Source organism: Pseudomonas sp. L5B5, assembly GCF_020520285.1.
Taxonomy (GTDB): domain Bacteria; phylum Pseudomonadota; class Gammaproteobacteria; order Pseudomonadales; family Pseudomonadaceae; genus Aquipseudomonas.
This window is the reverse complement of the sequence record NZ_CP084742.1, coordinates 5,999,724-6,020,393: the sequence shown is the minus strand read 5'-3', so window position 1 is coordinate 6,020,393 and position 20,670 is coordinate 5,999,724. Positions and strand designations below refer to the sequence as shown.

Genomic DNA, 20,670 nt, shown 5'->3' with positions numbered 1-20,670 from the left:
CTCAGGCCACCTCATGCAAGTGGCCGGTCGCTGCCACCTGCAGGCCGAACAGCGCACCATGCCCCACTTCGACACTCAACAGCTGCTCGCGAGGCAGCCCGCGCGCCCTGGCCAGCAGCAGGCGCATTACACCACCATGGCTGACCAGCAATACCCGTCGCCCGGCATGGGCCTGATACAAGCCGTCGATGGCCTCCAGCACTCGCTGCGAAAAAAACTGCACCGGCTCACCTTCAGGCGGAGTGAAGCCATAAGGGTCGGACCAGAAACGCCCCAGCCCCACGGCATCGGTCTGCATCAACAGCGCCGTGCTCTGGCCTTCCCAGGCCCCGAAATGCAGTTCCTGCAGGCCAGGCTCCAGCACCAGCGGCACGTTCAGGCGCGCCGCCAGCTGTTCGGCAAAACGTGCACAGCGTTGCAGGGGCGAACTGACGATGAGGTCCCACGGCCCGCGCCCATGGACACCCTCGTACATCTGCTGCCAGCCGCGATCGGTCAATGCGTCGTCCAGGCTGCCACGCAGCCCCCCGCCCAACTCGGTCTCGCCGTGGCGCAGCAGGTCCAGGTGCAGGGTCATGCCGGGCGATCCGCCACCGCGGCTTCGGCAAAGGTCGCCATCTGCCCGTGCAGGTCGCAGGCCAGGCGCAGCAGTGGCACTGCCAGCGCCGCGCCACTGCCCTCGCCCAGGCGCAGGCCCAGGTCCAGCAAGGGGTCGGCCTCCAGCACTTGCAGTACGTGTCGATGCCCTGGCTCGGCGCCCTGGTGGGCGAACAGCAACCAAGGGCGGCAGCCCGGATTCAAGCGCACCGCCGCCAGCGCCGCGACGCTGCAGATGAAACCATCCACCAGCACCGCGATCCCCTCCTGAGCACAGGCCAGGTAAGCGCCGACCAGCGCCGCGATCTCGAAACCGCCCAGACCCAGCAGCGCCTGCCAAGCGTTATCACGAGCATCCTGATGCAGCGCCAGGGCCTGTTCGATGACGCGGGCCTTGTGGCTGACGCCTTCGACGCTCAGTCCGGTACCCGGGCCAGCCAGCTGCGTCACCGGAATGTCCAGCAAGGCACAGGCAATGGCACTGGCAGCAGTGGTGTTGCCAATGCCCATTTCCCCGCCGATGAACAATTGGGCGCCGTGTTCCAGGGCCCTTGATGCGCTGTCGCGACCGGCTTGCAGTGCCAGCTCGCCCTGGGCCCGGCTCATGGCCGGCCCCTGGAGGAAGTTCGCGGTGCCCGGCCCCAGGTTCAAGTGACGCACCCCAGGCAGTTCCAGGCCTGGATTGACGGTGCCCAGGTCTACCACTTCCAGCTGAGCCCCCAACTGGCGGGCCAGCACGCTAATCGCGGCGCCGCCACTGACGAAGTTCAACAGCATCTGCCCGGTCACTTCCTGCGGGTAGGCCGACACCCCTTCGGCCACGACGCCGTGATCGCCGGCAAAGATCGCGATCCACACCTGCTCGATGGCCGGCTTGAGGCAGCCCTGCAACCCTGCCAGACGCACGGCCAGGGGTTCGAGCTGGCCGAGCGAACCCGCCGGCTTGGTCAACTGCTGTTGCCGGGCCAGTGCTTGCTCCACTACCTGAGCATCGATCGCCTTGCACGGCTCCAGCCACCAGGAATTACTCATAACGCAGGTCCTTTCAAAGTCAGGGGCAGGCCGGCAACGGTCAGTACCACTCGCTGACAACGTTCGGCCAGGGCTTGATGCAGCCAACCGGCTTCATCCACATAGCGGCGAGTCAATTCGCCCAGCGGCACGACACCCATGCCGGTCTCGTTGCTGACAAAAATGATGTGCCCCGGCAGCTCGGCCACGCAATGCAGCAGCGCTTCGCGCTCGGCATGCAGGCGGTCCTGGTCCTCGAGCATCAGCAGGTTGGTCAGCCACAGGGTCAGGCAATCCACCAGCAGGCAATGCCCATGGCCAGCGGCCTGTTGCAGCACTCGGGCCAGCTCCAGCGGCTCCTCGATCAGCCCCCAGTGTGCGGGGCGACGCTGTCGATGATGGGCGATGCGCTGGTTCATCTCGCCATCCAGCGGCTGGCTGGTGGCGATGTAGGTCACCGCCAGCGCACTGTCGCTGGCTAGTGTCTCGGCCAGGCGGCTCTTGCCGGAACGGGCACCACCGAGGATCAGTTGCAACATGCTTGGGTACCTTTGAAAAGAAGACGGGATAGCACTGTGGGGCTACAAGCCACACAGCTGGCGCAATGCGCCGGTATCCAGGTGATGTTCCACCAGGTCCGCCAGGCGCTCGATATCGCGCTCGCGCAAGGCGTGGTAATCCACCACCTGCACCTCCTCCAGGCCAGCCCAGCGCAACAGCGCCCCACAGGCGGCCGGCGTCTCGAACAGGCCGTGCAGGTAAGTGGCGATGATCTGCCCGTCAGCGCTGCGCGCGCCGTCGCTGCGGCCATCATCCAGGCACGCCGCTGCCCGCTGCAGGGCCGGGCCACGACTGACTCCGGCGTGGATCTCGTAACCGCTGACCTCGGCGTCTTCCAGGGTCAGGCGGCCACTGACGTTGCGCAGCTGTTTTTCCGCCTCGAGCACGGTATCGAAAGCCAGCAGGCCCAGGCCCGGACTGGAGCCGGCGACCCCTTCCAGGCCCAGGGGGTCGTGCAGTTGTTCGCCGAGCATTTGCAAGCCCCCGCAGATCCCCAGGAGTTTGCCGCCATAACGCAGGTGTCGGGCGATGGCGCTCTCCCAGCCATTGGCCCGCAGGTAGGCCAGGTCGCCACGCACGCTTTTCGAACCGGGAAGAATGATCAGGTCGGCAGCGGGAATCGCCTGCCCGGGACCAATGAACTGCAGGTCCACCTGGGGATGCAGGCGCAGCGGATCGAAATCCGTGTGGTTGCTGATACGCGGCAGCACCGGCACCACCACCTTGAGCACCTGCTCGACTTTGCCGGCCTGGCGCGAGTCGATACCGTCCTCGGCCTCCAGATGCAGGTCCATGACATAGGGCAACACACCGAGCACCGGTTTGCCGGTGCGCTGCTCCAGCCAATCCAGGCCCGGTTGCAGCAGGGCGATATCACCGCGGAAGCGATTGATGATGAAGCCCTTGACCCGCGCCTGCTCGCTGGGCGAAAGCAGTTCCAGGGTGCCTACCAGGTGGGCGAAAACCCCACCACGGTTGATATCGGCGATCAGCAGTACCGGACAGTCCACTGCCTCGGCAAACCCCATGTTGGCGATATCCCCGGCACGCAGGTTGATCTCGGCCGGCGAACCGGCGCCCTCCACCATCACCACCTGGTAGGCCTCGCGCAGGCGCTGGTGAGAGGCCAGAACTGCCTGCATGGCAATGGCCTTGTAGTCGTGATAGGCCACGGCATTCATGGTGGTCACGGCCCGGCCATGGATGATCACCTGAGAGCCGGTGTCGCTGTTGGGCTTGAGCAGCACCGGATTCATGTCGGTATGAGGTGCCAGCTTGGCGGCCTGGGCCTGGACCGCCTGGGCCCGACCGATCTCGCCGCCATCGGCGGTCACCGCACTGTTGAGGGCCATGTTCTGCGGTTTGAAAGGCACCACGCCGACACCCTGGCGCAACAGCCAGCGGCACAGTGCAGTCACCAGGGTGCTCTTGCCGGCATCTGAAGTCGTGCCTTGCACCATCAGCGTGGTCATGGGTAATCCTTGCGATAGGCTTGCAGGGCCTGCTCGAGGCGAGCCCAGTCGGCCTCATCGGCAGGCAGGCCGAAACGCAGGCTGCTGTTGTGGGCGAACAGGCGCAGGAGGATGCCGCGCCGTGCCATGAAGTGATGCAACCGCTCGGCCTCGCCGGTGATCAGCCACTGGAACAGGGCGCAGCCACCCTGGGGCTTGAAGCCATGGCGCTCCAGGACCTGCACCAGTCGCTGGCTGGCCACCTCGCTGCGCTCGCGCTGGCGAGCATGGCCTTCGACATCCTGCAGGCAGGCCTGTCCCAGGACCCGGGTCGGGCCGCTGACGGCCCAGGGCCCGACCTGTTCGGCCAGCAGTCGCAGCAGCCGGCGTTCGGCCAGGACAAACCCCAGGCGCACGCCAGCCAGCCCAAAGAACTTGCCGAAGGAGCGCAGGACGATCAGCCCCACCTGGTGGGCATGCCGCGCCAGGCTCAGTTCCGGGGTGTTGTCCATGAAGGCTTCATCCACCACCAGCCAGCCGCCACGCTGGGCCAGCCGTCCATGCCACTCCAGCAGGCGCTCGGGGGTCAGGCTCAGGCCCGTGGGATTGTTGGGGTTGACCACCACCAGCACATCGAGGCTATCGAGAAAGAAGTCCACTTCCTGCTCCAAGACCTCGCGCACCCGATAACCACTGCGACGCCAGGCTTCGGCATGCTCGGCGTAACAGGGCGACAGCACGCCGACCTTGCCGGTGCGCCGCAAGCGCGGCAACAGCTGGATCGCGGCCTGGGAACCGGCCACCGGCAATACTTCATCGGCCCCGTAATAAGTACAGGCCGCCTGTTCCAGGCCGTCATCGGTTTCCGGCAGGCGGGCCCAGGCACGCTGCGGAATCTGCGGGATAGGAAAGGGCCAGGGGGCCAGCCCACTGGACAGGTCCAGCCAGGCCTCCTCGGCAATGCCGTGCTCCCGGGCCGCCCTGCGCAACCGCCCACCATGCTCAAGCATAGAATTCAGCCCCCAGGCAAAGAATCAGCAGCCACAGCCATACTCCCCGCTGCACCAACTGCCAGCCGTGATCGATGGACGCGGCACTGGCCGGCTCCCCCTCACCCAATTGCGGACGCTGATGCAGCTCGCCGTGATAGACCGCCGCGCCTCCCAGTTCGACCCCCAGGGCTCCCGCCCCGGCCGCCATCACCGGGCCGGCGTTGGGACTGTCCCAGGTCGGTCCCTGGCGATACCAGCACTTGAATGCCAATCGGGTCTTGCCCAGCAAGGCATAGGTCAGGGCCACCAGGCGCGCCGGAATATAGTTGAGCAGATCGTCGATCCGCGCGGCGGCCCAGCCGAAGCGCTCGAAGCGCTCGTTGCGATAACCCCACATCGCATCCAGGGTGTTGCTCAGACGATAGAGCACCACCCCCGGCGCGCCCGCCACGGCAAACCAGAACAGGGCCGCAAACACCGCGTCGCTGCCGTTCTCCAGTACCGACTCGGTGGCCGCTCGCGCTACGGCGGTGGCGTCCAGCTCGCTGGTCTGGCGACTCACCAGGAACCCCACGCGGCGTCGCGCCTCGTCCAGATCATCGCTTCGCAGGGCCTGGGCCACCGGTTCGACATGCTCGCCGAGGCTGCGCAGCCCCAAGGCGCAGTACAACGCCAGGATCTCCACCAGCCAGCCAATGTAGGGCAGCCAGGACAAGGCCGTGGCCACCAGGGTCAGAGGTAGCACCGCCAGTACCCAGGCAGTGACACCATGGCTGCGCCACCCTCGCCCCGCGGCATTGAAGCGCTGCTCGATGCGGTCCGCCAGTCGCCCGAACGCCACCAGTGGATGCCAGCGCTTGGGCTCGCCCAGCAGCGCATCCAGCGCCACCCCGGCGACACTCAGCAACGCCACGCTCATCGACTCACTCCCCAGTAATTCTCATACAGCAACTCACTCAATGGTCGGGGCTGGGCCCAACCTTCCAGCGCCAGCATCGGCGCCGGGTAAAATTCGGCAACCGGCCCCAGGCACAACACCGCCAAGGGCTTGGCTCCCTCGGGCAAACCCAGCAGTGCAGCCAGGGCCTGGGGCTCGAACAACGAGACCCAGCCCATGCCCAGGCCTTCGCTGCGCGCCGCCAGCCACAGGTTCTGGATTGCGCAGGACATCGACGCCAGGTCCATTTCCGGGAGCGTGCGGCGGCCAAAAACATGCCGCTCGCGGCCATCCATCAAGGCGGCCACCAGAAGCTCGGCACAATCGTTGATGCCCTCGACCTTGAGTTTCATGAACTCGTCGGAACGCTCCCCGAGGGCCTCGGCAGTACGCACTCGCTCCTGCTCTACCAGTTGCCGAATACTTTCGCGCAGCGCTCGATCACTGATGCGGATGAAGCGCCAGGGCTGCATCAGCCCGACACTGGGCGCCTGGTGCGCAGCCTCCAGCAGACGCTGCAGCACCTCGGGGGCAACGTTGCCGCCGGCGAAATGGCGCATGTCACGGCGTTCGGCGATGGCGCGGTAGACCGCCTCGCGCTCGGGTGCGGAAAAAGCCAGCTCACTCACTCGCCTGGCCCTCGCCAACCATATGCTGCGGCGCGAACAACGCCGCCACCGCCAACGGATTGGACGGGAAATAGAAGTGCACATAGGAGGCGGTCATCCGCCCATCGCGATACACCGCCTCGGCGCCACGCCCACCGTTGGGGCTCACGCCCCGAGCGATGGGCTCGAGCGTCGTACTGGTCAGGGAGTGATGGTAGGTATGCCCGCGCAGGCTGCCTTCCGGCAGGTCCACCGCTTGCAGGGCCAGAGCTGCCAGACGTTTCTGCATCACGGCCTCGCCGGGCAACAGCCCCAGCAGTTCGGCACGCAGGCCTTCGACGTCGGTCAGGGCATCGAGCAGGTAAAGCATCCCGCCACATTCAGCAAGCAACGGCTTGCCGGCGGCATGGTGAGCACGAATGGCATCCAGCATGCCGGTGTTCTGCGCCAGCGCCTGATGGTGCAGCTCCGGGTAACCGCCGGGCAGGTACAGGCTGTCGGCCGCCGGCAATTCACGATCATGAATCGGCGAGAAAAAGTGCAACTGCGCGCCCATGGCCCGCAGCAGATCCAGGCTGGCGCCATAGGTGAAAGCAAACGCTTCGTCCTGCGCCACGGCGATCCGCACCCCCTCCAGCAATGGCTCACACACCTGCGGGGCCGGCGCGGCAAACCCCACGGCCGGTGGCAACGCTACCTGGCAACTGCTGGCCAGGGCTTGGGCAGCAGCGTCCAGGCGCAGGTCCAGGTCATTGAGTTCGTTGGCCTGCACCAGACCCAGGTGGCGACTGGGCAGTTCGATGCCAGTTTCCCGGGACAACGCGCCATACCAGCGCAGTCCCTCGGTCAGGCTGCCTTCGAGCAACTGCGCATGACGCACAGTACCCACCCGATTGGCCAGCACCCCGGCAAACGGCAGGTCCGGCTGGTAACGCGCCAGGCCAAGGGCCAGGGCGCCGAAGGTCTGGGCCATGGCAGTGCCATCGATCACCCCCAGTACCGGCACGCCGAAATGCCGCGCCAGGTCAGCGCTGGACGGGGTGCCGTCGAACAGCCCCATGACGCCTTCGATCAGGATCAGGTCGGCCTCCCCGGCCGCCTCCCACAGCAGGCGGCGACTCTCCTGCTCACCCACCATCCACAGGTCCAGCTGGTACACCGGGGCACCGCTGGCACGCTCGAGAATCATCGGGTCGAGAAAGTCCGGACCGCACTTGAAGACTCGCACCTTGCGCCCCTGGTTGCGGTGCAGGCGCGCGAGGGCGGCGGTCACGGTGGTCTTGCCCTGGCCGGATGCCGGTGCGGCGATCAATACCGCCGGGCAATGACGAACATCAGTCATGGATTCACGCTCACAGCTCGATGCCCTTCTGCGCCTTGATACCCGCTTGGAAGGCATGCTTGAGCATGCCCATCTCGGTCACGGTATCGGCCAGCTCGATCATTTGCGGCTTGGCCCCCCGCCCGGTCACCACCACGTGCTGCATCGGCGGACGGGCCTGCAGGTCGCCCAATACCTGATCCAGGTCCAGGTAACCGTGCTTGAGGGCAATGTTCAGCTCATCGAGTACCACCAGGCCGACATCGGGATTGCTCAGCAACTCCCGGGACACTGCCCAGGCGGCTTCGGCAGCGGCAATGTCTCGCTGGCGATCCTGGGTCTCCCAGGTGAAACCCTCGCCCATCACATGAAAGCTCACCTGCTCGGGGAAACGCCGGAAAAACAGCTCTTCACCGGTGCTTTCGCGGCCCTTGATGAACTGCACAACGCCACAGCGCATGCCATGCCCCATGGATCGGGCCAGCATGCCGAAAGCCGAGCTGCTCTTGCCCTTGCCATTGCCCGTCAGTACCAGCAGCAGCCCGCACTCGTTGGGCGAGTTGGCGATGCGCTCGTCGATCAGTGCTTTTTTGCGCAGCATGCGCGCCAAATGACGCTCGTCACGCTCGAGGGATTCACTCATTGAGCAGTTCTCCGTTGGGGCTTGGGGAACGGGGGCAGAAATGGAAACAAATGGCTTAAGCCTGGCATCGCCCACCGTGATGCCGTTGGATGGATCAGGCCGGTCTCCGGGCTCGTGAGCGGCATCGCTGCCGAACTGCGCGCCTTCCCATGTCGTCTTCGACACAGTGGCACCTGCACAGCCTTGACTCACCTACCGTTGCGGGGGCAGCGCCGGAATCGTCGCCAGCCCCATCACTGGAACGGCCCTGACCGGCTTCCCTGTTTCACCCTGTCGGCCAAGACCACAGAGCACCTGAAACAAGTCGCGAAGGTTAGAGGGTTGGGGGTAGAGCGTCAATTGAAGCTGTCCATCGCATCCGACGGAAAACTGCACTGCATCAACAAACTGACGCCAATCTTGTGCCACACTGGAAGCAATGATATCAAATAGCCACTTTCGGGGCCGACGCCCCTCCGCACAACAATAAGGGGTGAGTTCGATGCAAGGCATGATCATCAGCAATCCAAAGCTGGAATTCCTGCGTCCGATGCTGGAACGCTGGTTCGATTGCATTGACCGCTACAACGCGGTTCGCGGCGATAACGAAACCCCCTACTGGTTCGATGAACAAGCCAACCTGGGCCTGCTCTCCGCGGCAGCCTGGATGGCCGAGATGGTGAGCCTGGAGCACAGCCCCAGCAAAAAGCAGCTCGAGGAAGGCGCGCGCAATGCCCGCACCGACCTGTACCTGGCAACCAAGGAAGAACGCGCCTACATCCAGGCCACCCAGCGCTGGCCACGGGTCAACAACCTGAACCTGGCCCAGCCCCTGGCAGACATCGCCAGCGAAGCGAAGAGGATCAGCTATGCCAGCGACCTCAAGCTCGGCTGCCTGTTCGTCGCGCCACACAAGCTTCAACACAGCGCCACCCCCGAAGAGCTGCAAGACCTGCTCGACGATTTGCAGAAAGAGCACTGCTGCGCCGTGGCATGGTACTTCCCCTATGCCTATCGCAAGCTGCACAACGAAGCTGGCTGCTATCACCCCGGGATCGCGGTGCTGTTCAAGGAAGCCCGCTGAAAGAAGGGAACCCTGCCCGACGATGCTTCTCTATGATTGAACGTTCGCGCACTCATAGGGATATCAGCATGCTCACGCTTCGACACACCTTGCTCCTTGCCATCGCCGCCAGCCTCGCTGCCTGCGGCGAAACCTCCAGCCTGCAGGTCGCGGATGGAACCGGCCCGAACCCCAAGCTGCCGGAACCCAATCCCACGCTGATCCCCACGCTGAACATCGCCCCGGCCGTCGGCTGGCCCCAGGGAGCAAAACCACTGGCGGCCAGCGGAACCCAGGTCAATGCCTTCGCCGAGGATCTCGACCATCCGCGCTGGCTCTATGTACTGCCTAACGGGGACATCCTGGTGGCGGAAACCAATGCCCCGCCCAAACCGGACGACAGCCAGGGAATTCGCGGCTGGGTCGCCGGCAAAGTGATGGGCCGCGCTGGCGCGACAGTTCCCAGCGCCAATCGCATCACCCTGCTACGGGATGCAGATCACGACGGCGTGGCAGAAACCCGCAGTGTATTCCTGGAAAACCTCAACTCGCCCTTTGGCATGACCCTGATGGGCAACGACCTGTATGTGGCGGACACCGACAAGTTGCTGCGTTTCCCCTACCAGAACGGTGACACCCGGATCAGCGCCAGCGCCACCAAGGTGCTCGACCTGCCGGGTGGCACACTGAATCACCACTGGACCAAGAATGTCATTGCCAGCAAGGACGGCAGCAAGCTGTATGTCACCGTCGGTTCCAACAGCAACGTCGGCGAAAATGGCCTGGACAAGGAGCAAGGTCGCGCGGCGATCTGGGAAGTGGATCGTGCCAGCGGCCAGCACCGGCTGTTCGCCACCGGCCTGCGCAACCCCAACGGCATGGCCTGGGAACCTGCAAGCGGGGCACTCTGGACTGCCGTGAATGAACGAGATGAGATCGGCAGCGACCTGGTGCCCGACTACATCACTTCGGTCAGGGACGGTGCGTTCTATGGCTGGCCCTTCAGCTACTACGGCCAGCATGTCGACGCACGGGTCAAGCCTCAGGACCCGGCCCTCGTGGCCAAGGCGATCGCCCCGGACTACGCCGTGGGACCGCACACCGCCTCACTGGGACTGACATTTGCTGAAGGCAGCAAACTTCCGGCGCCCTTCACCGAAGGCGCCTTCATCGGCCAGCATGGTTCCTGGAACCGCAACCCCCACAGCGGCTACAAAGTGATTTTCGTGCCTTTCAGCGACGGCAAGCCCCAGGGTCAGCCGGTCGACGTGCTCAGTGGTTTTCTCGATGACGACAAACAAGCAATGGGCCGTCCGGTAGGGGTGGTGATCGACCAGCAGGGAGCCCTGCTAGTGGCGGATGACATCGGCAACAAGATCTGGCGAGTAACGGCCGCCAAGCAGCCCTGACATCAGCGCTTGCGGCACAAGGTCAGGCCGTCCCCCAGGGGCAACAGCGACAAGTCAACACGCGGGTCATCCCTGAGGGCACGATTGAGGGCCTGGATGGCCCGGGTGTCCTCACTGGCCGGTTCCGTCTCCAGAACCCGGCCACTCCATAGCGTGTTATCGAACACCGCCAGGCCCCCAACACGCAGCAGGCGCAGTGCGGACTCCAGGTAGCTCGGATAGTTGGCCTTGTCGGCATCGATGAAGATGAGGTCGTAAGCTGCGCCCTGCCCCATCCTCTCCAGGCTGTCGAGAGTGTCCAGCGCAGGCGCCAGACGCAGGTCGATGCGCTGCTCGACACCAGCCTCCTGCCAGTAACGCTGGGCAGTGGTGTTGTAGTCACCCGGAATGTCACAACAGACCAGCAAACCATCATCCGGCAACGCTTGAGCCATGCACAAGGCGCTATAACCGGTGAAGGTACCCACCTCCAGCACTCGGCGGGCGCCGATCAACTTGATCAACAGGGCGAGAAACTGGCCCTGCTCGGGCGCCACCTGCCAGCGTGCAGTGGGCAGGGCCTGGGTCTCGTCTCGCAGACGGCGCAACAGGGGCGTTTCACGCAGGGAAACGTCCAGCAGGTATTGGTAGAGAGCATCGTCGAGGTTGAGCGTACGGGCCGTCACGAGCACCTCGACCGGAGAGAGTTACGGGTTGTGCGCCAGATGTTCCGGCTGCAGTACGCGCTTGGCGCTCAGATAGGCCTTCTGCCAATAGGCCTTCGAAAGGCTGTCGAGCTTGACTGTGCCACCGGTAGCCGGGGCATGCACGAAACGCCCCTCACCGACATAGATCCCGGCATGGCTGACCTGGGAACCGCCATTGGTGGCGAAGAAGATCAGATCCCCCGTCTGCAGGGCATTCTTGCCGACATCCGGAGCCTGCATGCCAATCATTTCCCGGGTCGAGCGTGGCAGGGAGATACCAGCAGCATCGCGATACACATAACCGATCAGGCCACTGCAATCGAACCCCGTGGCTGGCGTGTTGCCGCCCCAGCGATAAGGCGTGCCCACCAGGCCCAACGCACGAAACAGCACGTCTTCGGCAACCGGAGAAAAGGTCTGGGAGGAATTGAATACCGGAGCCCGCACCACGGGCGCAGGGGGCGGGGTACGGCTGGCGCAGGCGCTGAGCAGCGCTGCGAGGACAATCAGAGCAATGCGGGCCGAGGTCGACATAAGCTGGACAATCCTGATCGGGATGCGGCTTTCTCTGCCGTGGTACTGAAAACAAAACCGCGTAAGCAGGACTTACGCGGTTAGTTTCAACAATAGATCAGAATTCTAGCGCCTACACACCAAACTTCAAGTAAGACTTTAACTTCGCCCTACAAATAGTCTGTTTATTTGCGTGCGGTGACCACTGTCGGAGCCATGGCGAGTGCACGCTTGGCCTCGATGAAGGTCTTGCTCCAGTAGCTGTCACCCAGGCTGTCGACCCGCACACCGCCACTACGACGGCTGCTGGAATGGATGAACTGGTCGTCGCCCAGGTAGATACCGGCATGGCTGACGCGCCCACGGCCGTTGGTGCTGAAGAACAGCAGGTCACCCGGCTTGAGGTTGTTGCGCGCCACCAGGGGTGCCTTGACGTTGATCATTTCGCGAGTGGAGCGTGGCAGGTTCATGCCAGCCTCTTCACGAAACAGGTAACCGATGAAACCGCTGCAGTCGAAACCCGCTTCGGAGGTGCCGCCGAAACGATAGCGGGTACCGATCAGGGACATGCCACGCTCGAGAATGCTGTCGGCCAGAACTGGCAACTGGTAAGGCTTGCTGTCAGCGAATTCTGCCAGTTCCTTTTCAGTTGCCAGCTCCTCCTGATAAACAGCGGAAGACTGGTTCTTGGTGGTGACTTGAGCCTGCTGTACGACCTGTTGTTGCGACACCGGTGCATGGGAGGCGCAACCAAACAGCAGGGTAACGAGTGCGAGAGGCACGAGGGGTGCGAAGCGATTTAGCATGGGCACGACCGTGGCTTGAAATAAAAGAAGAAGCGACTATGCCTTCTATCGCCCTCATTTGCAAATTCAATCGATCAGAATGTGACTTATGAGTTTCTTCCGTACATCTAAGGCTTTAAGCCCATTTAAGCCCTGGCCGCCCCTGGAAACACTTCCAAAGGCGCGTTTTCTGGCGCCTGGAATATGCCGGAACCCGACCAGAAGGGCTTCGCCTTGCCTTACCAGCCCAGGGTTTCTTTCAAGAAAGGAATGGTCAATTTGCGCTGAGCCTGCAGCGAGGCCTGGTCCAAACGCTCCAGCAGCTCGAACAGAGCGCTCATGCTCCGCGTGCCCCGGGTCAGGATGAAATGCCCGACTTCGTCGGTCAGATGCAGGCCTCGCCGGGACGCCCTCAACTGCAAGGCACGCAGCTTGTCTTCATCGGAAAGCGGACGCATCTGGAAGATCAGCGCCAGGGTCAGGCGGGACTTGAGGTCTGCCAGCTTCACCGGCAGCTCGCGAGGCGACGTCGAGGCAGCAATCAACAGGCGCCGACCGCTGTCGCGCAGACGATTGAACAGATGAAACAGCGCCTCTTCCCAGTCCGCCTTGCCAGCCACGACCTGCAAGTCATCCAGGCAGACCAGCTCGTATTGCTCGAGATGGTCGAGGATCTCGATTCCGCGATCCAGCAGCTCCGCCAACGGCAGGTATACCGCAGCCTCCCCCAACTGCTCGAAACGCAGACAGGCCGCCTGCAGCAAATGAGTGCGCCCCACACCATCCTTGCCCCAGAGGTAGATCAGGCTCTCGGTCCAGCCGGCATCGGCTTCGCAGAGACGCTCGACATAGCCGAGTGCCGCAGCGTTGGCGCCGGGATAGTAGTTGATGAAGGTGGCGTCATCACGCAGACGCACCCCCAAGGGCAGCTGAATCGGTTTCATGCTGGCTGAACAGTTCCAAACGAACCGTTAGTGGCCTCTGTGTAAATTTTGCAAAGTTTATACCCGTGACGCCGAGTGCACAATGCAGCAGACCACAAGCAAAATCAAAGGTTTGCGTGAGCCGAAAGGGCCGCAAAGGGGTTCATTGAGAGCCAGGATCGCGCCACAGGCACCGGCACGAATGGGGCGCCAGCACCTGGCACCCCTTCCAACAGCCCTATAGATCGGGTTCCTGGGTCCCACTGTAGAGGTCCGAGTCCTTGTACAAGTCGTGCACATGACGCACCAGCACCATGATCACCGCCGCCACGGGCAGGGCCAGCAGCACCCCGGTGAAACCGAACAGCTCGCCACCAGCGAGGATGGCAAAAATCACGGCCACCGGGTGCAGGCCGATACGATCCCCCACCAGCAGAGGTGTGAGCACCATCCCTTCCAGCGCCTGCCCCACCATGAACACCGCGACGATACCGATCATGGGATACAGGTCGCCACCGAACTGGAACAGCCCCGCGATCAGTGCCGCACCAATACCGATGATGAACCCCATGTAAGGGACGATGGCCGCCAGCCCGGCAATCAGGCCAATCAACAGCCCCAATTCCAGCCCCACCAGCATCAGCCCCGCGGCATAGATCACGCCCAGAGCCACCATCACCAGCAACTGCCCACGCACAAAGGCCCCCAGCACTTCATGGCACTCCCCCGCCAGGGACACCACCCGCTCTTCGCGATCACGCGGCAGCAGGCTGCGAACCTTGGCCATCATCAGATCCCAATCCCGCAGCAGATAGAAGCTGACCACAGGAATCAGTACCAGATTGGCCAGCCAGCCGATCAGCGCCAGACCAGAGGCCGTGGCCTGACTCAGTACCACGCCGACAATGTCCGTGGTCTGCCCCATATGCTCGCTGATGGCAGTCTTGACCTTGTCGAACTTCCAGAAACCGTCGGCCAGCCCCAGTCGCGATTGAACCCAGGGCATGGCCGTGTGCTGAACCCAGTCGAGCATCTGTGGCGCCAACTCGTAGAGGCGCACCAACTGCTTGGCCAGCATCGGAACCAGGACCAACAGCAAGGTCATCACGATCAGGGTAAACAGGGCGAATACTGCCACCACCCCCCAAGTCCGGGACAAACCCCATTTTTCCAGGCGATCCACCAGCGGATCGAACAGGTACGCCAGCAACAGCGCTACCAGGAACGGACTGAGGATCGGGTGCAGCAGGTAGAGGAACCCGCAGACCAGAAGCACTCCACCCAACCAGACCCAACGACGGGTATCAGCCATAAAGCACTCCTGCTTCTATATATAAGGAAACCAACCGCTACCAACGAAAGCGCAACTGCGCTCCAGAGTCCTGGGTAACCGGCGCAGCACCATCCACGCCCGGCGCAGGTGCTGGCTGCACCTGCCCGGCAGGAATCTCCTGCAACTTGGCCAGGGACAACTGCGCACGCAACTGCTCGGCGCTGCCATTGACCCGATAGACGACTCGATCACCGTCGACGCTACGCAACTGCCCACCAAACGGCTCCAGCAAATGCCCCAGGGCCGCGTAGTGCTCCAGATTCATGCCCTGCACCTCAAGCAACTGTTCGCTGGAAACTCCCGGGCGCGCCACGAAGCGCGGCGCCAGGCGCTGGCTCACCGCCAGCAGCACGGCATCGGCCAAGGCACCGGTATCAGCCCCCTGGACCGAACCCTGCTCCTTCTGGTCGCCCAGCCATAACCGCCACTTGGCCTGCCACTGACCACCCTCTTCGCGGGCGTGCACTGCCAACAGCGCATCCGCCCCATAACGCTCCGAAGCGTCACGCAGCGGGGCCGGGTCCGCACCCTCGAGGTTGGGCGCAGTAGCAACGATCTGTTCGGTCAAGTCCCCCAGCGGCAAGCGCAACGGCAATCCGCGATGCTGGGCCGCTCGCCGCAGTGGTTCTGCGCTGGCCTGGCCATCACCCACCAGGCTCGAGCCTTCGGTAGAGTCATTCAACCACCAGCCGAGGATGGACGGGCGATTGCTCCCCCACAACGACAAACCCGCCTGGCGCAGGGCGCGGTCGGTGCTGACCGGATCGAAGTCCACTTGCAGGCTCTCCGGCGGCCCGGCGTCATAGCCGTACTGGCTGACGATCTGCTGCGGGTCCTTGCGAATATCCGCCAGCCCCGGCCCCTGAGCGGCCTTGGCATCGCCGGTCAGGCGCAGCACCAGGGTCTCCAGGGCTCGCTGAGTAGCCTGGTCGCGCTCCTGGGGCGACTGACTGCTCACCGGCTCGCGAACCTGATACAGACCGTTGAGGGTTTCGGCATGACTTGCCAGGCTGACCAATGACAAACAGCCCACAACTAGAAATTGACCCAGACGCATGGAAGATTCTCGATGGCAAAAACGATTGAAACAGCGCGCGCTTCGCTGTGGACAGGACTGTGACCACAAGCCCTGGCAAAACATTCACCGGCATCCACCGGTTTTCACGCTGACATAACGACAACCACTCAAGCGCTATACCTTATACGGGCATGGGCGGAACCACCAAGCAGGGCAATCGTGGTTTTTTTAACGGGATATGCCTCTACCCGTCGGCCCGAGGATGGCCGCTGCCCCTCAAGCCTGATAAAATCGCGCGCCTTCGCAGACCGCCACCAGCGGGCCCTTGAACCACCCTTGCAGTGGCTCAGCGGTCTCATTGGTTCGGTCGATATCCCTGAATCCCCCTAAAGGCCTGGATCAATGAGCAAGCAACCCTCCCTGAGCTACAAAGACGCCGGTGTAGACATCGACGCCGGCGAAGCACTGGTCGAACGCATCAAGGGCGTCGCCAAGCGTACCGCACGCCCTGAAGTCATGGGTGGCCTGGGCGGCTTCGGCGCCCTCTGCGAGATCCCGGCCGGCTACAAGCAGCCAGTGCTGGTCTCCGGTACCGACGGCGTGGGCACCAAGTTGCGCCTGGCCTTGAACCTGAACAAGCACGACAGCATCGGTCAGGATCTGGTCGCCATGTGCGTCAACGACCTGGTGGTGTGCGGTGCCGAGCCGCTGTTCTTCCTCGATTACTACGCCACCGGCAAGCTCAACGTCGATGTGGCTGCCACCGTGGTCACCGGCATTGGCGCCGGCTGCGAACTGGCCGGTTGTTCGCTGGTCGGTGGTGAGACCGCCGAGATGCCAGGCATGTACGAAGGCGAAGACTACGACCTGGCCGGTTTCTGTGTCGGCGTAGTGGAAAAAGCCGAGATCATCGACGGTTCGAAAGTGGCCACCGGTGATGCACTGATCGCACTGCCCTCCTCCGGCCCACATTCCAACGGCTATTCGCTGATCCGCAAGATCCTCGAAGTATCCGGCACCGATATCGACAGCACCCAGCTTGACGGCAAGCCGCTGGCCGACCTGTTGATGGCCCCGACCCGCATCTACGTCAAGCCGCTGCTGCAACTGATCAAGGAGACCGGCGCGGTCAAGGCCATGGCCCACATCACCGGCGGCGGCCTGCTGGACAACATCCCGCGCGTACTGCCAAAAGGCGCCCAGGCGGTGGTCGACGTGGCCAGCTGGCAGCGTCCGGCCGTCTTCGACTTCCTGCAGGAAAAAGGCAACGTCGATGAACATGAAATGCACCGTGTGCTGAACTGCGGCGTAGGCATGGTCATCTGCGTGGCCCAGGATCAGGTCGATAACGCCCTCAACGTCCTGCGCGCTGCCGGCGAGCAACCTTGGGTCATCGGCCAGATCGCCAGTGCCGCCGAAGGCGCAGCCCAAGTCGAACTGAAGAACCTCAAGGCTCACTGATGCAAGAGCGGATGTTGCCGACCTGTGATGTTGTGGTGCTGCTGTCCGGCACCGGCAGTAACCTGCAAGCCCTGATCGACAACGCGCGGACCGACGACAGTCCGGTCCGCATCGCTGCCGTGATCTCCAACCGCTCAGACGCCTATGGCCTGCAGCGCGCCAAGGAAGCGGGTATCACTACCCGCTTCCTCGATCACACTGCCTTCGAGGGCCGCGAGGCCTTCGACCAGGCACTGGTCGAACTGATCGACACCTTTCAACCCAAACTGGTGGTCCTGGCCGGGTTCATGCGCATTCTCAGCGCAGGTTTCGTCCGTCACTACCAGGGTCGCCTGTTGAATATCCATCCTTCGCTGCTGCCCAAATACAAAGGGTTACACACTCACCAGCGAGCGCTTGAGGCCGCAGACACGGAACACGGCTGCAGCGTGCACTTCGTCACCGAGGAACTCGATGGCGGGCCTCTGGTCGTACAGGCTGTGATCCCGGTAGAGTTGCACGACTCGCCCCAGAGCCTGGCGCAGCGAGTGCATGTCCAGGAACACCGGATTTACCCAATGGCCGTACGCTGGTTCGCCGAAGGCCGGCTAACGCTCGGCGACCAAGGTGCTTTACTGGATGGCAAATTACTGGCCGCCAGCGGTTACTTGATTCGAACCTAGGAGATTTTATGCGTCGCGCCCTGCTCTTCGCTTGTGCTCTGTTCGCCCTGCCAGTTGTGCAGGCGGCAGATCTTCACCCGTTCTCCGCAAGCTACACCGCCGACTGGAAGCAATTGCCCATGAGCGGCACTGCCGAACGCAGCCTGGAAAAAACCGCCAGCGGCGTCTGGAAACTCAGTTTCAAGGCATCGATGATGATCGCCAGCCTGACTGAGGAAAGCACCCTGACCCTGGAAAAAGACACCCTGGTCCCCCAGTCCTACCACTTCGAGCGTGGCGGCCTGGGCAAGGCCAAGAAGTCCGACCTGGATTTCGACTGGGCTGCGAAGATGGTCACCGGCACCGACCGTGGCGATGCGGTGAAGCTGCCGCTGAACACCGGAATGGTGGACAAGTCGACCTACCAGCTGGCCCTGCAGCATGATGTCGCTGCGGGCAAGAAGACCATGAGCTACCAAGTGGTCGACGGCACCGATGTCGACACCTACGACTTCCGCGTCCTGGGCACGGAGAAGGTCGATACCAAGGCTGGCCAGATCGACGCCATCAAGGTCGAGCGGGTACGCGACCCCACACAAAGCAAACGCACCACAGTGATGTGGTTCGCCAAGGATTGGGACTACCTGCTGGTCCGCCTGCAACAGGTCGAAACCGACGGCAAGGAGTACAACATCATGCTTCTCAACGGCACCGTCGACGGCAAGAACGTCAAGGGCAGTTGAACCAGCCACCAGAAGAAGCCTCGCCCATGCGGGGCTTTTTTTTTGCCCGAGATTCTTCAAGCAGCCGCGCAAGAAAGCCGATCGGCAAGACGCCGAAGATGAAACTTTTGTCATGAAACTTCTCGCCCTGCGACCAAATGTCACGGTTTTCGGGGGCTGCGCAATTGTTTTGATTTTTGCAAAGGTCTATTGCAAATTCGGATAATTTACTTAGCTAGCTAACAAAATATATAACGGAGTCCTGCACACGCCTTGCTGCAGATCAACAGAGATTGGAGCTAGCAGATGACTGTAAAAGTAACTGAACGCGACGATTCACATATGTCCCATGAAGGCGTAGCCGCGGGTGTACGTATCTGGGACGTGCATCAACAAGACATGCTGGTGGGCATGTTCCATTCCGAAAGCGACGCCCATAGCTACAAGGCAGAACTGGAAAAGCTCGAACAGCAAAACACCCTGCAGAGCTCCTGAGCCAAGGCCAAACCGGGCCCCTGGAAGTCTCCACGCGGACTACCACGCCCCAAAACGACAAACCCCGCTCATGGCGGGGTTTGTCGTTTTTTTTGGGGCCGTTACCACATCAGATCGTCAGGGATCTGGTAGGCCGCGTACGGATCATCCTCATCCGGTGCCTCGGTCGGCACATTCATCTGCACGATACGGCCAGGATCACGCTCCTGGATCTTCAGCGCCGCCTCCCGCGGGATCACCTCATAACCACCGGCATGGTGGACGATGGCCAGCGAGCCGCTGCTCAGCTTGTTGCGCATCAGGGTATTCACCGACAAGCGCTTGACCTTCTTGTCATCGACGAAGTTGTAGTAGTCCTCGGTGTTCAGCTTGGGCAGGCGCGAAACCTCGATCAGTTGCTTGATCTGTGCCGCCCGGGCCTTCTGCTCGGCCTTCTCCTGCTGCTGACGATTGAGTTCCTGGTCACGCTTGATCTTCTCGGCCTGCGCCTCCTGGGCGGCGCGCTGCTGGGAATCATCGAGCACGGCCTGGCCCTTGTGGACCAGGCGCTGCTGCTTCTGCTTGTCCTTGCCGACCTGCTTGGCCTGCTTTTGGTTGACCAGCCCTGCTTTGAGCAACTGGTCGCGAAGGGAAAGGCTCATGGTGCTTACTCACTTAGGCAATGGCCTCAGCCACAGCTGGGCAAATTCTTTTCCTGACGTTTGGCTTCGCCCCACAGGGCGTCCAACACTTCGAGGGTGCAATCTTCCATGGGACGACCGCTATCGCGCAATGCCTGCTCGATAAATCGAAAGCGTCGGTCGAACTTGGCATTGGCGCCGCGCAGCGCGGTTTCCGGATCGACCTTGAGGTGCCGGGCCAGGTTGACCACCACGAACAGCAGGTCACCGATCTCATCGGTGATAGCAGCCGCATCATTGTCAGCCATGGCCTCCAGCACCTCGTCCAGCTCCTCGCGAACCTTGTCCACCACTGCCAGGGCTTCAGGCCAGTCGAAACCGACCTGGGCCGCGCGCTTCTGCAATTTGGCGGCACGGGACAGGGCCGGCAAGGCTGTCGGCACATCGTCAAGCAGGGACAATTGCTGAGGTGCATCGGATTTCTCCGCACGCTCCTCGGCCTTGATCTGCTCCCACCGCTCCTTGACCTGGTCCTCGTCGAGCCGCGGGATATCCAGTGGGGCATACAGGTCCCCGGTCGGGAAGACATGGGGGTGACGACGAATCAGCTTGCGAGTGATGCCATCCACCACCGCGGCGAACTCGAAACGCCCCTCCTCCCGAGCCAGCTGGCTGTAATACACCACCTGGAACAACAGGTCCCCCAGCTCGCCCGGCAGGTGGTCGAAGTCGCCACGCTCGATGGCGTCGGCCACTTCGTAGGCCTCCTCCAGAGTGTGGGCAACGATGCTCGCGTAGTTCTGCTTGAGATCCCAGGGACAGCCGTACCGAGGGTCCCGCAGGCGCGCCATGAGGTGAAGCAGGTCGTCGAGGCTGTACATCGATTCGTTCATTTCCTGAG

Annotated in this window: 23 protein-coding genes and 1 riboswitch; of the genes, 6 read left to right on the top strand and 17 right to left on the bottom strand. The window is 62.8% G+C overall.

Features of this window, described 5'->3' with window-relative positions:
* Window position 1: 1 nt before the first annotated feature.
* From cobC to cobO, 9 genes are read right to left on the bottom strand one after another with little or no spacing between them, the layout of a single operon-like run.
* Window positions 2-577 carry an alpha-ribazole phosphatase family protein gene (cobC, locus tag LGQ10_RS27775; RefSeq protein ID WP_058437271.1) on the bottom strand — a complete coding sequence of 192 codons (576 nt, stop codon included), beginning with the start codon at window positions 575-577 and terminating at the stop codon, window positions 2-4.
* Entirely contained in the window at window positions 574-1,629 is a 1,056-nt protein-coding gene (cobT, locus tag LGQ10_RS27770) for a nicotinate-nucleotide--dimethylbenzimidazole phosphoribosyltransferase (RefSeq protein WP_226523802.1), read from the bottom strand. The genes cobC and cobT overlap by 4 nt, the downstream gene beginning before the upstream one ends.
* Window positions 1,626-2,147: a bifunctional adenosylcobinamide kinase/adenosylcobinamide-phosphate guanylyltransferase gene (cobU, locus tag LGQ10_RS27765; protein ID WP_226523801.1), complete on the bottom strand. Its 522-nt coding sequence runs from the start codon at window positions 2,145-2,147 to the stop codon at window positions 1,626-1,628. Before cobU ends, cobT begins: the two co-directional genes overlap by 4 nt.
* 42 nt (window positions 2,148-2,189) lie before the next feature.
* Complete coding sequence (locus LGQ10_RS27760; RefSeq protein WP_226523800.1) at window positions 2,190-3,641, bottom strand: cobyric acid synthase; 1,452 nt, start codon at window positions 3,639-3,641, stop codon at window positions 2,190-2,192.
* Complete coding sequence (gene cobD, locus LGQ10_RS27755; RefSeq protein WP_058436235.1) at window positions 3,638-4,630, bottom strand: threonine-phosphate decarboxylase CobD; 993 nt, start codon at window positions 4,628-4,630, stop codon at window positions 3,638-3,640. Before cobD ends, LGQ10_RS27760 begins: the two co-directional genes overlap by 4 nt.
* On the bottom strand, window positions 4,623-5,531 hold the full coding sequence (gene cbiB / locus LGQ10_RS27750) for an adenosylcobinamide-phosphate synthase CbiB (RefSeq protein WP_058436236.1): 909 nt from the start codon (window positions 5,529-5,531) through the stop codon (window positions 4,623-4,625). The genes cobD and cbiB overlap by 8 nt, the downstream gene beginning before the upstream one ends.
* Entirely contained in the window at window positions 5,528-6,178 is a 651-nt protein-coding gene (bluB, locus tag LGQ10_RS27745) for a 5,6-dimethylbenzimidazole synthase (RefSeq protein ID WP_226523799.1), read from the bottom strand. Before bluB ends, cbiB begins: the two co-directional genes overlap by 4 nt.
* Window positions 6,171-7,499 (bottom strand): cobyrinate a,c-diamide synthase, encoded by a 1,329-nt coding sequence (locus tag LGQ10_RS27740; protein WP_058436238.1) that lies wholly within the window; start codon window positions 7,497-7,499, stop codon window positions 6,171-6,173. The genes bluB and LGQ10_RS27740 overlap by 8 nt, the downstream gene beginning before the upstream one ends.
* A 10-nt stretch (window positions 7,500-7,509) precedes the next feature.
* Window positions 7,510-8,121: a cob(I)yrinic acid a,c-diamide adenosyltransferase gene (cobO, locus tag LGQ10_RS27735; RefSeq protein WP_226523798.1), complete on the bottom strand. Its 612-nt coding sequence runs from the start codon at window positions 8,119-8,121 to the stop codon at window positions 7,510-7,512.
* 79 nt (window positions 8,122-8,200) lie between these two features.
* Window positions 8,201-8,434, bottom strand: a riboswitch (cobalamin riboswitch).
* A gap of 168 nt (window positions 8,435-8,602) precedes the next feature.
* On the opposite strand from cobO, the gene LGQ10_RS27730 reads away from it, so the two are divergent.
* On the top strand, window positions 8,603-9,184 hold the full coding sequence (locus LGQ10_RS27730) for a hypothetical protein (protein ID WP_226523797.1): 582 nt from the start codon (window positions 8,603-8,605) through the stop codon (window positions 9,182-9,184).
* Window positions 9,185-9,252: 68 nt separating this feature from the next.
* On the top strand, window positions 9,253-10,572 hold the full coding sequence (locus tag LGQ10_RS27725; protein ID WP_226523796.1) for a PQQ-dependent sugar dehydrogenase: 1,320 nt from the start codon (window positions 9,253-9,255) through the stop codon (window positions 10,570-10,572).
* A gap of 2 nt (window positions 10,573-10,574) precedes the next feature.
* Here LGQ10_RS27725 and LGQ10_RS27720 read toward each other — a convergent pair whose 3' ends face one another.
* The 6 genes from LGQ10_RS27720 to LGQ10_RS27695 form a co-directional block, all read right to left on the bottom strand.
* Window positions 10,575-11,237 (bottom strand): class I SAM-dependent methyltransferase, encoded by a 663-nt coding sequence (locus tag LGQ10_RS27720; RefSeq protein WP_226523795.1) that lies wholly within the window; start codon window positions 11,235-11,237, stop codon window positions 10,575-10,577.
* A gap of 21 nt (window positions 11,238-11,258) precedes the next feature.
* Entirely contained in the window at window positions 11,259-11,792 is a 534-nt protein-coding gene (locus LGQ10_RS27715) for a C40 family peptidase (RefSeq protein WP_226523794.1), read from the bottom strand.
* Between the two features lie 164 nt (window positions 11,793-11,956).
* Window positions 11,957-12,577, bottom strand: coding sequence for a C40 family peptidase (locus LGQ10_RS27710; RefSeq protein ID WP_058437078.1), 621 nt, complete (start codon window positions 12,575-12,577; stop codon window positions 11,957-11,959).
* Between the two features lie 218 nt (window positions 12,578-12,795).
* A complete protein-coding gene (gene hda / locus LGQ10_RS27705; protein ID WP_226523793.1) occupies window positions 12,796-13,500 on the bottom strand; it encodes a DnaA regulatory inactivator Hda in 705 nt (234 codons plus the stop codon).
* A gap of 217 nt (window positions 13,501-13,717) precedes the next feature.
* Window positions 13,718-14,791 carry an AI-2E family transporter gene (locus LGQ10_RS27700; RefSeq protein WP_226523792.1) on the bottom strand — a complete coding sequence of 358 codons (1,074 nt, stop codon included), beginning with the start codon at window positions 14,789-14,791 and terminating at the stop codon, window positions 13,718-13,720.
* 37 nt (window positions 14,792-14,828) lie between these two features.
* Complete coding sequence (locus tag LGQ10_RS27695) at window positions 14,829-15,869, bottom strand: DUF2066 domain-containing protein (RefSeq protein ID WP_226523791.1); 1,041 nt, start codon at window positions 15,867-15,869, stop codon at window positions 14,829-14,831.
* Between the two features lie 363 nt (window positions 15,870-16,232).
* Between LGQ10_RS27695 and purM the strand changes: the two genes are divergently transcribed.
* The 4 genes from purM (at window position 16,233) to LGQ10_RS27675 (ending at window position 19,149) form a co-directional block, all read left to right on the top strand.
* Window positions 16,233-17,291: a phosphoribosylformylglycinamidine cyclo-ligase gene (gene purM / locus LGQ10_RS27690; protein ID WP_058435392.1), complete on the top strand. Its 1,059-nt coding sequence runs from the start codon at window positions 16,233-16,235 to the stop codon at window positions 17,289-17,291.
* An 11-nt stretch (window positions 17,292-17,302) separates the two neighbouring features.
* Window positions 17,303-17,953, top strand: a complete 651-nt coding sequence (gene purN, locus LGQ10_RS27685) for a phosphoribosylglycinamide formyltransferase (RefSeq protein ID WP_058435396.1) — start codon at window positions 17,303-17,305, stop codon at window positions 17,951-17,953.
* 8 nt (window positions 17,954-17,961) lie between these two features.
* Window positions 17,962-18,675: a DUF3108 domain-containing protein gene (locus LGQ10_RS27680; protein ID WP_058435393.1), complete on the top strand. Its 714-nt coding sequence runs from the start codon at window positions 17,962-17,964 to the stop codon at window positions 18,673-18,675.
* Window positions 18,676-18,960: 285 nt separating this feature from the next.
* Window positions 18,961-19,149, top strand: a complete 189-nt coding sequence (locus tag LGQ10_RS27675; protein ID WP_058435394.1) for a hypothetical protein — start codon at window positions 18,961-18,963, stop codon at window positions 19,147-19,149.
* Window positions 19,150-19,250: 101 nt separating this feature from the next.
* On the opposite strand, the gene LGQ10_RS27670 is transcribed toward LGQ10_RS27675, so the two are convergent.
* Complete coding sequence (locus LGQ10_RS27670; protein ID WP_226523790.1) at window positions 19,251-19,790, bottom strand: DUF2058 domain-containing protein; 540 nt, start codon at window positions 19,788-19,790, stop codon at window positions 19,251-19,253.
* A gap of 26 nt (window positions 19,791-19,816) precedes the next feature.
* Window positions 19,817-20,650 (bottom strand): nucleoside triphosphate pyrophosphohydrolase, encoded by an 834-nt coding sequence (mazG, locus tag LGQ10_RS27665; protein WP_226526213.1) that lies wholly within the window; start codon window positions 20,648-20,650, stop codon window positions 19,817-19,819.
* Between the last annotated feature and the right edge of the window lie 20 nt (window positions 20,651-20,670).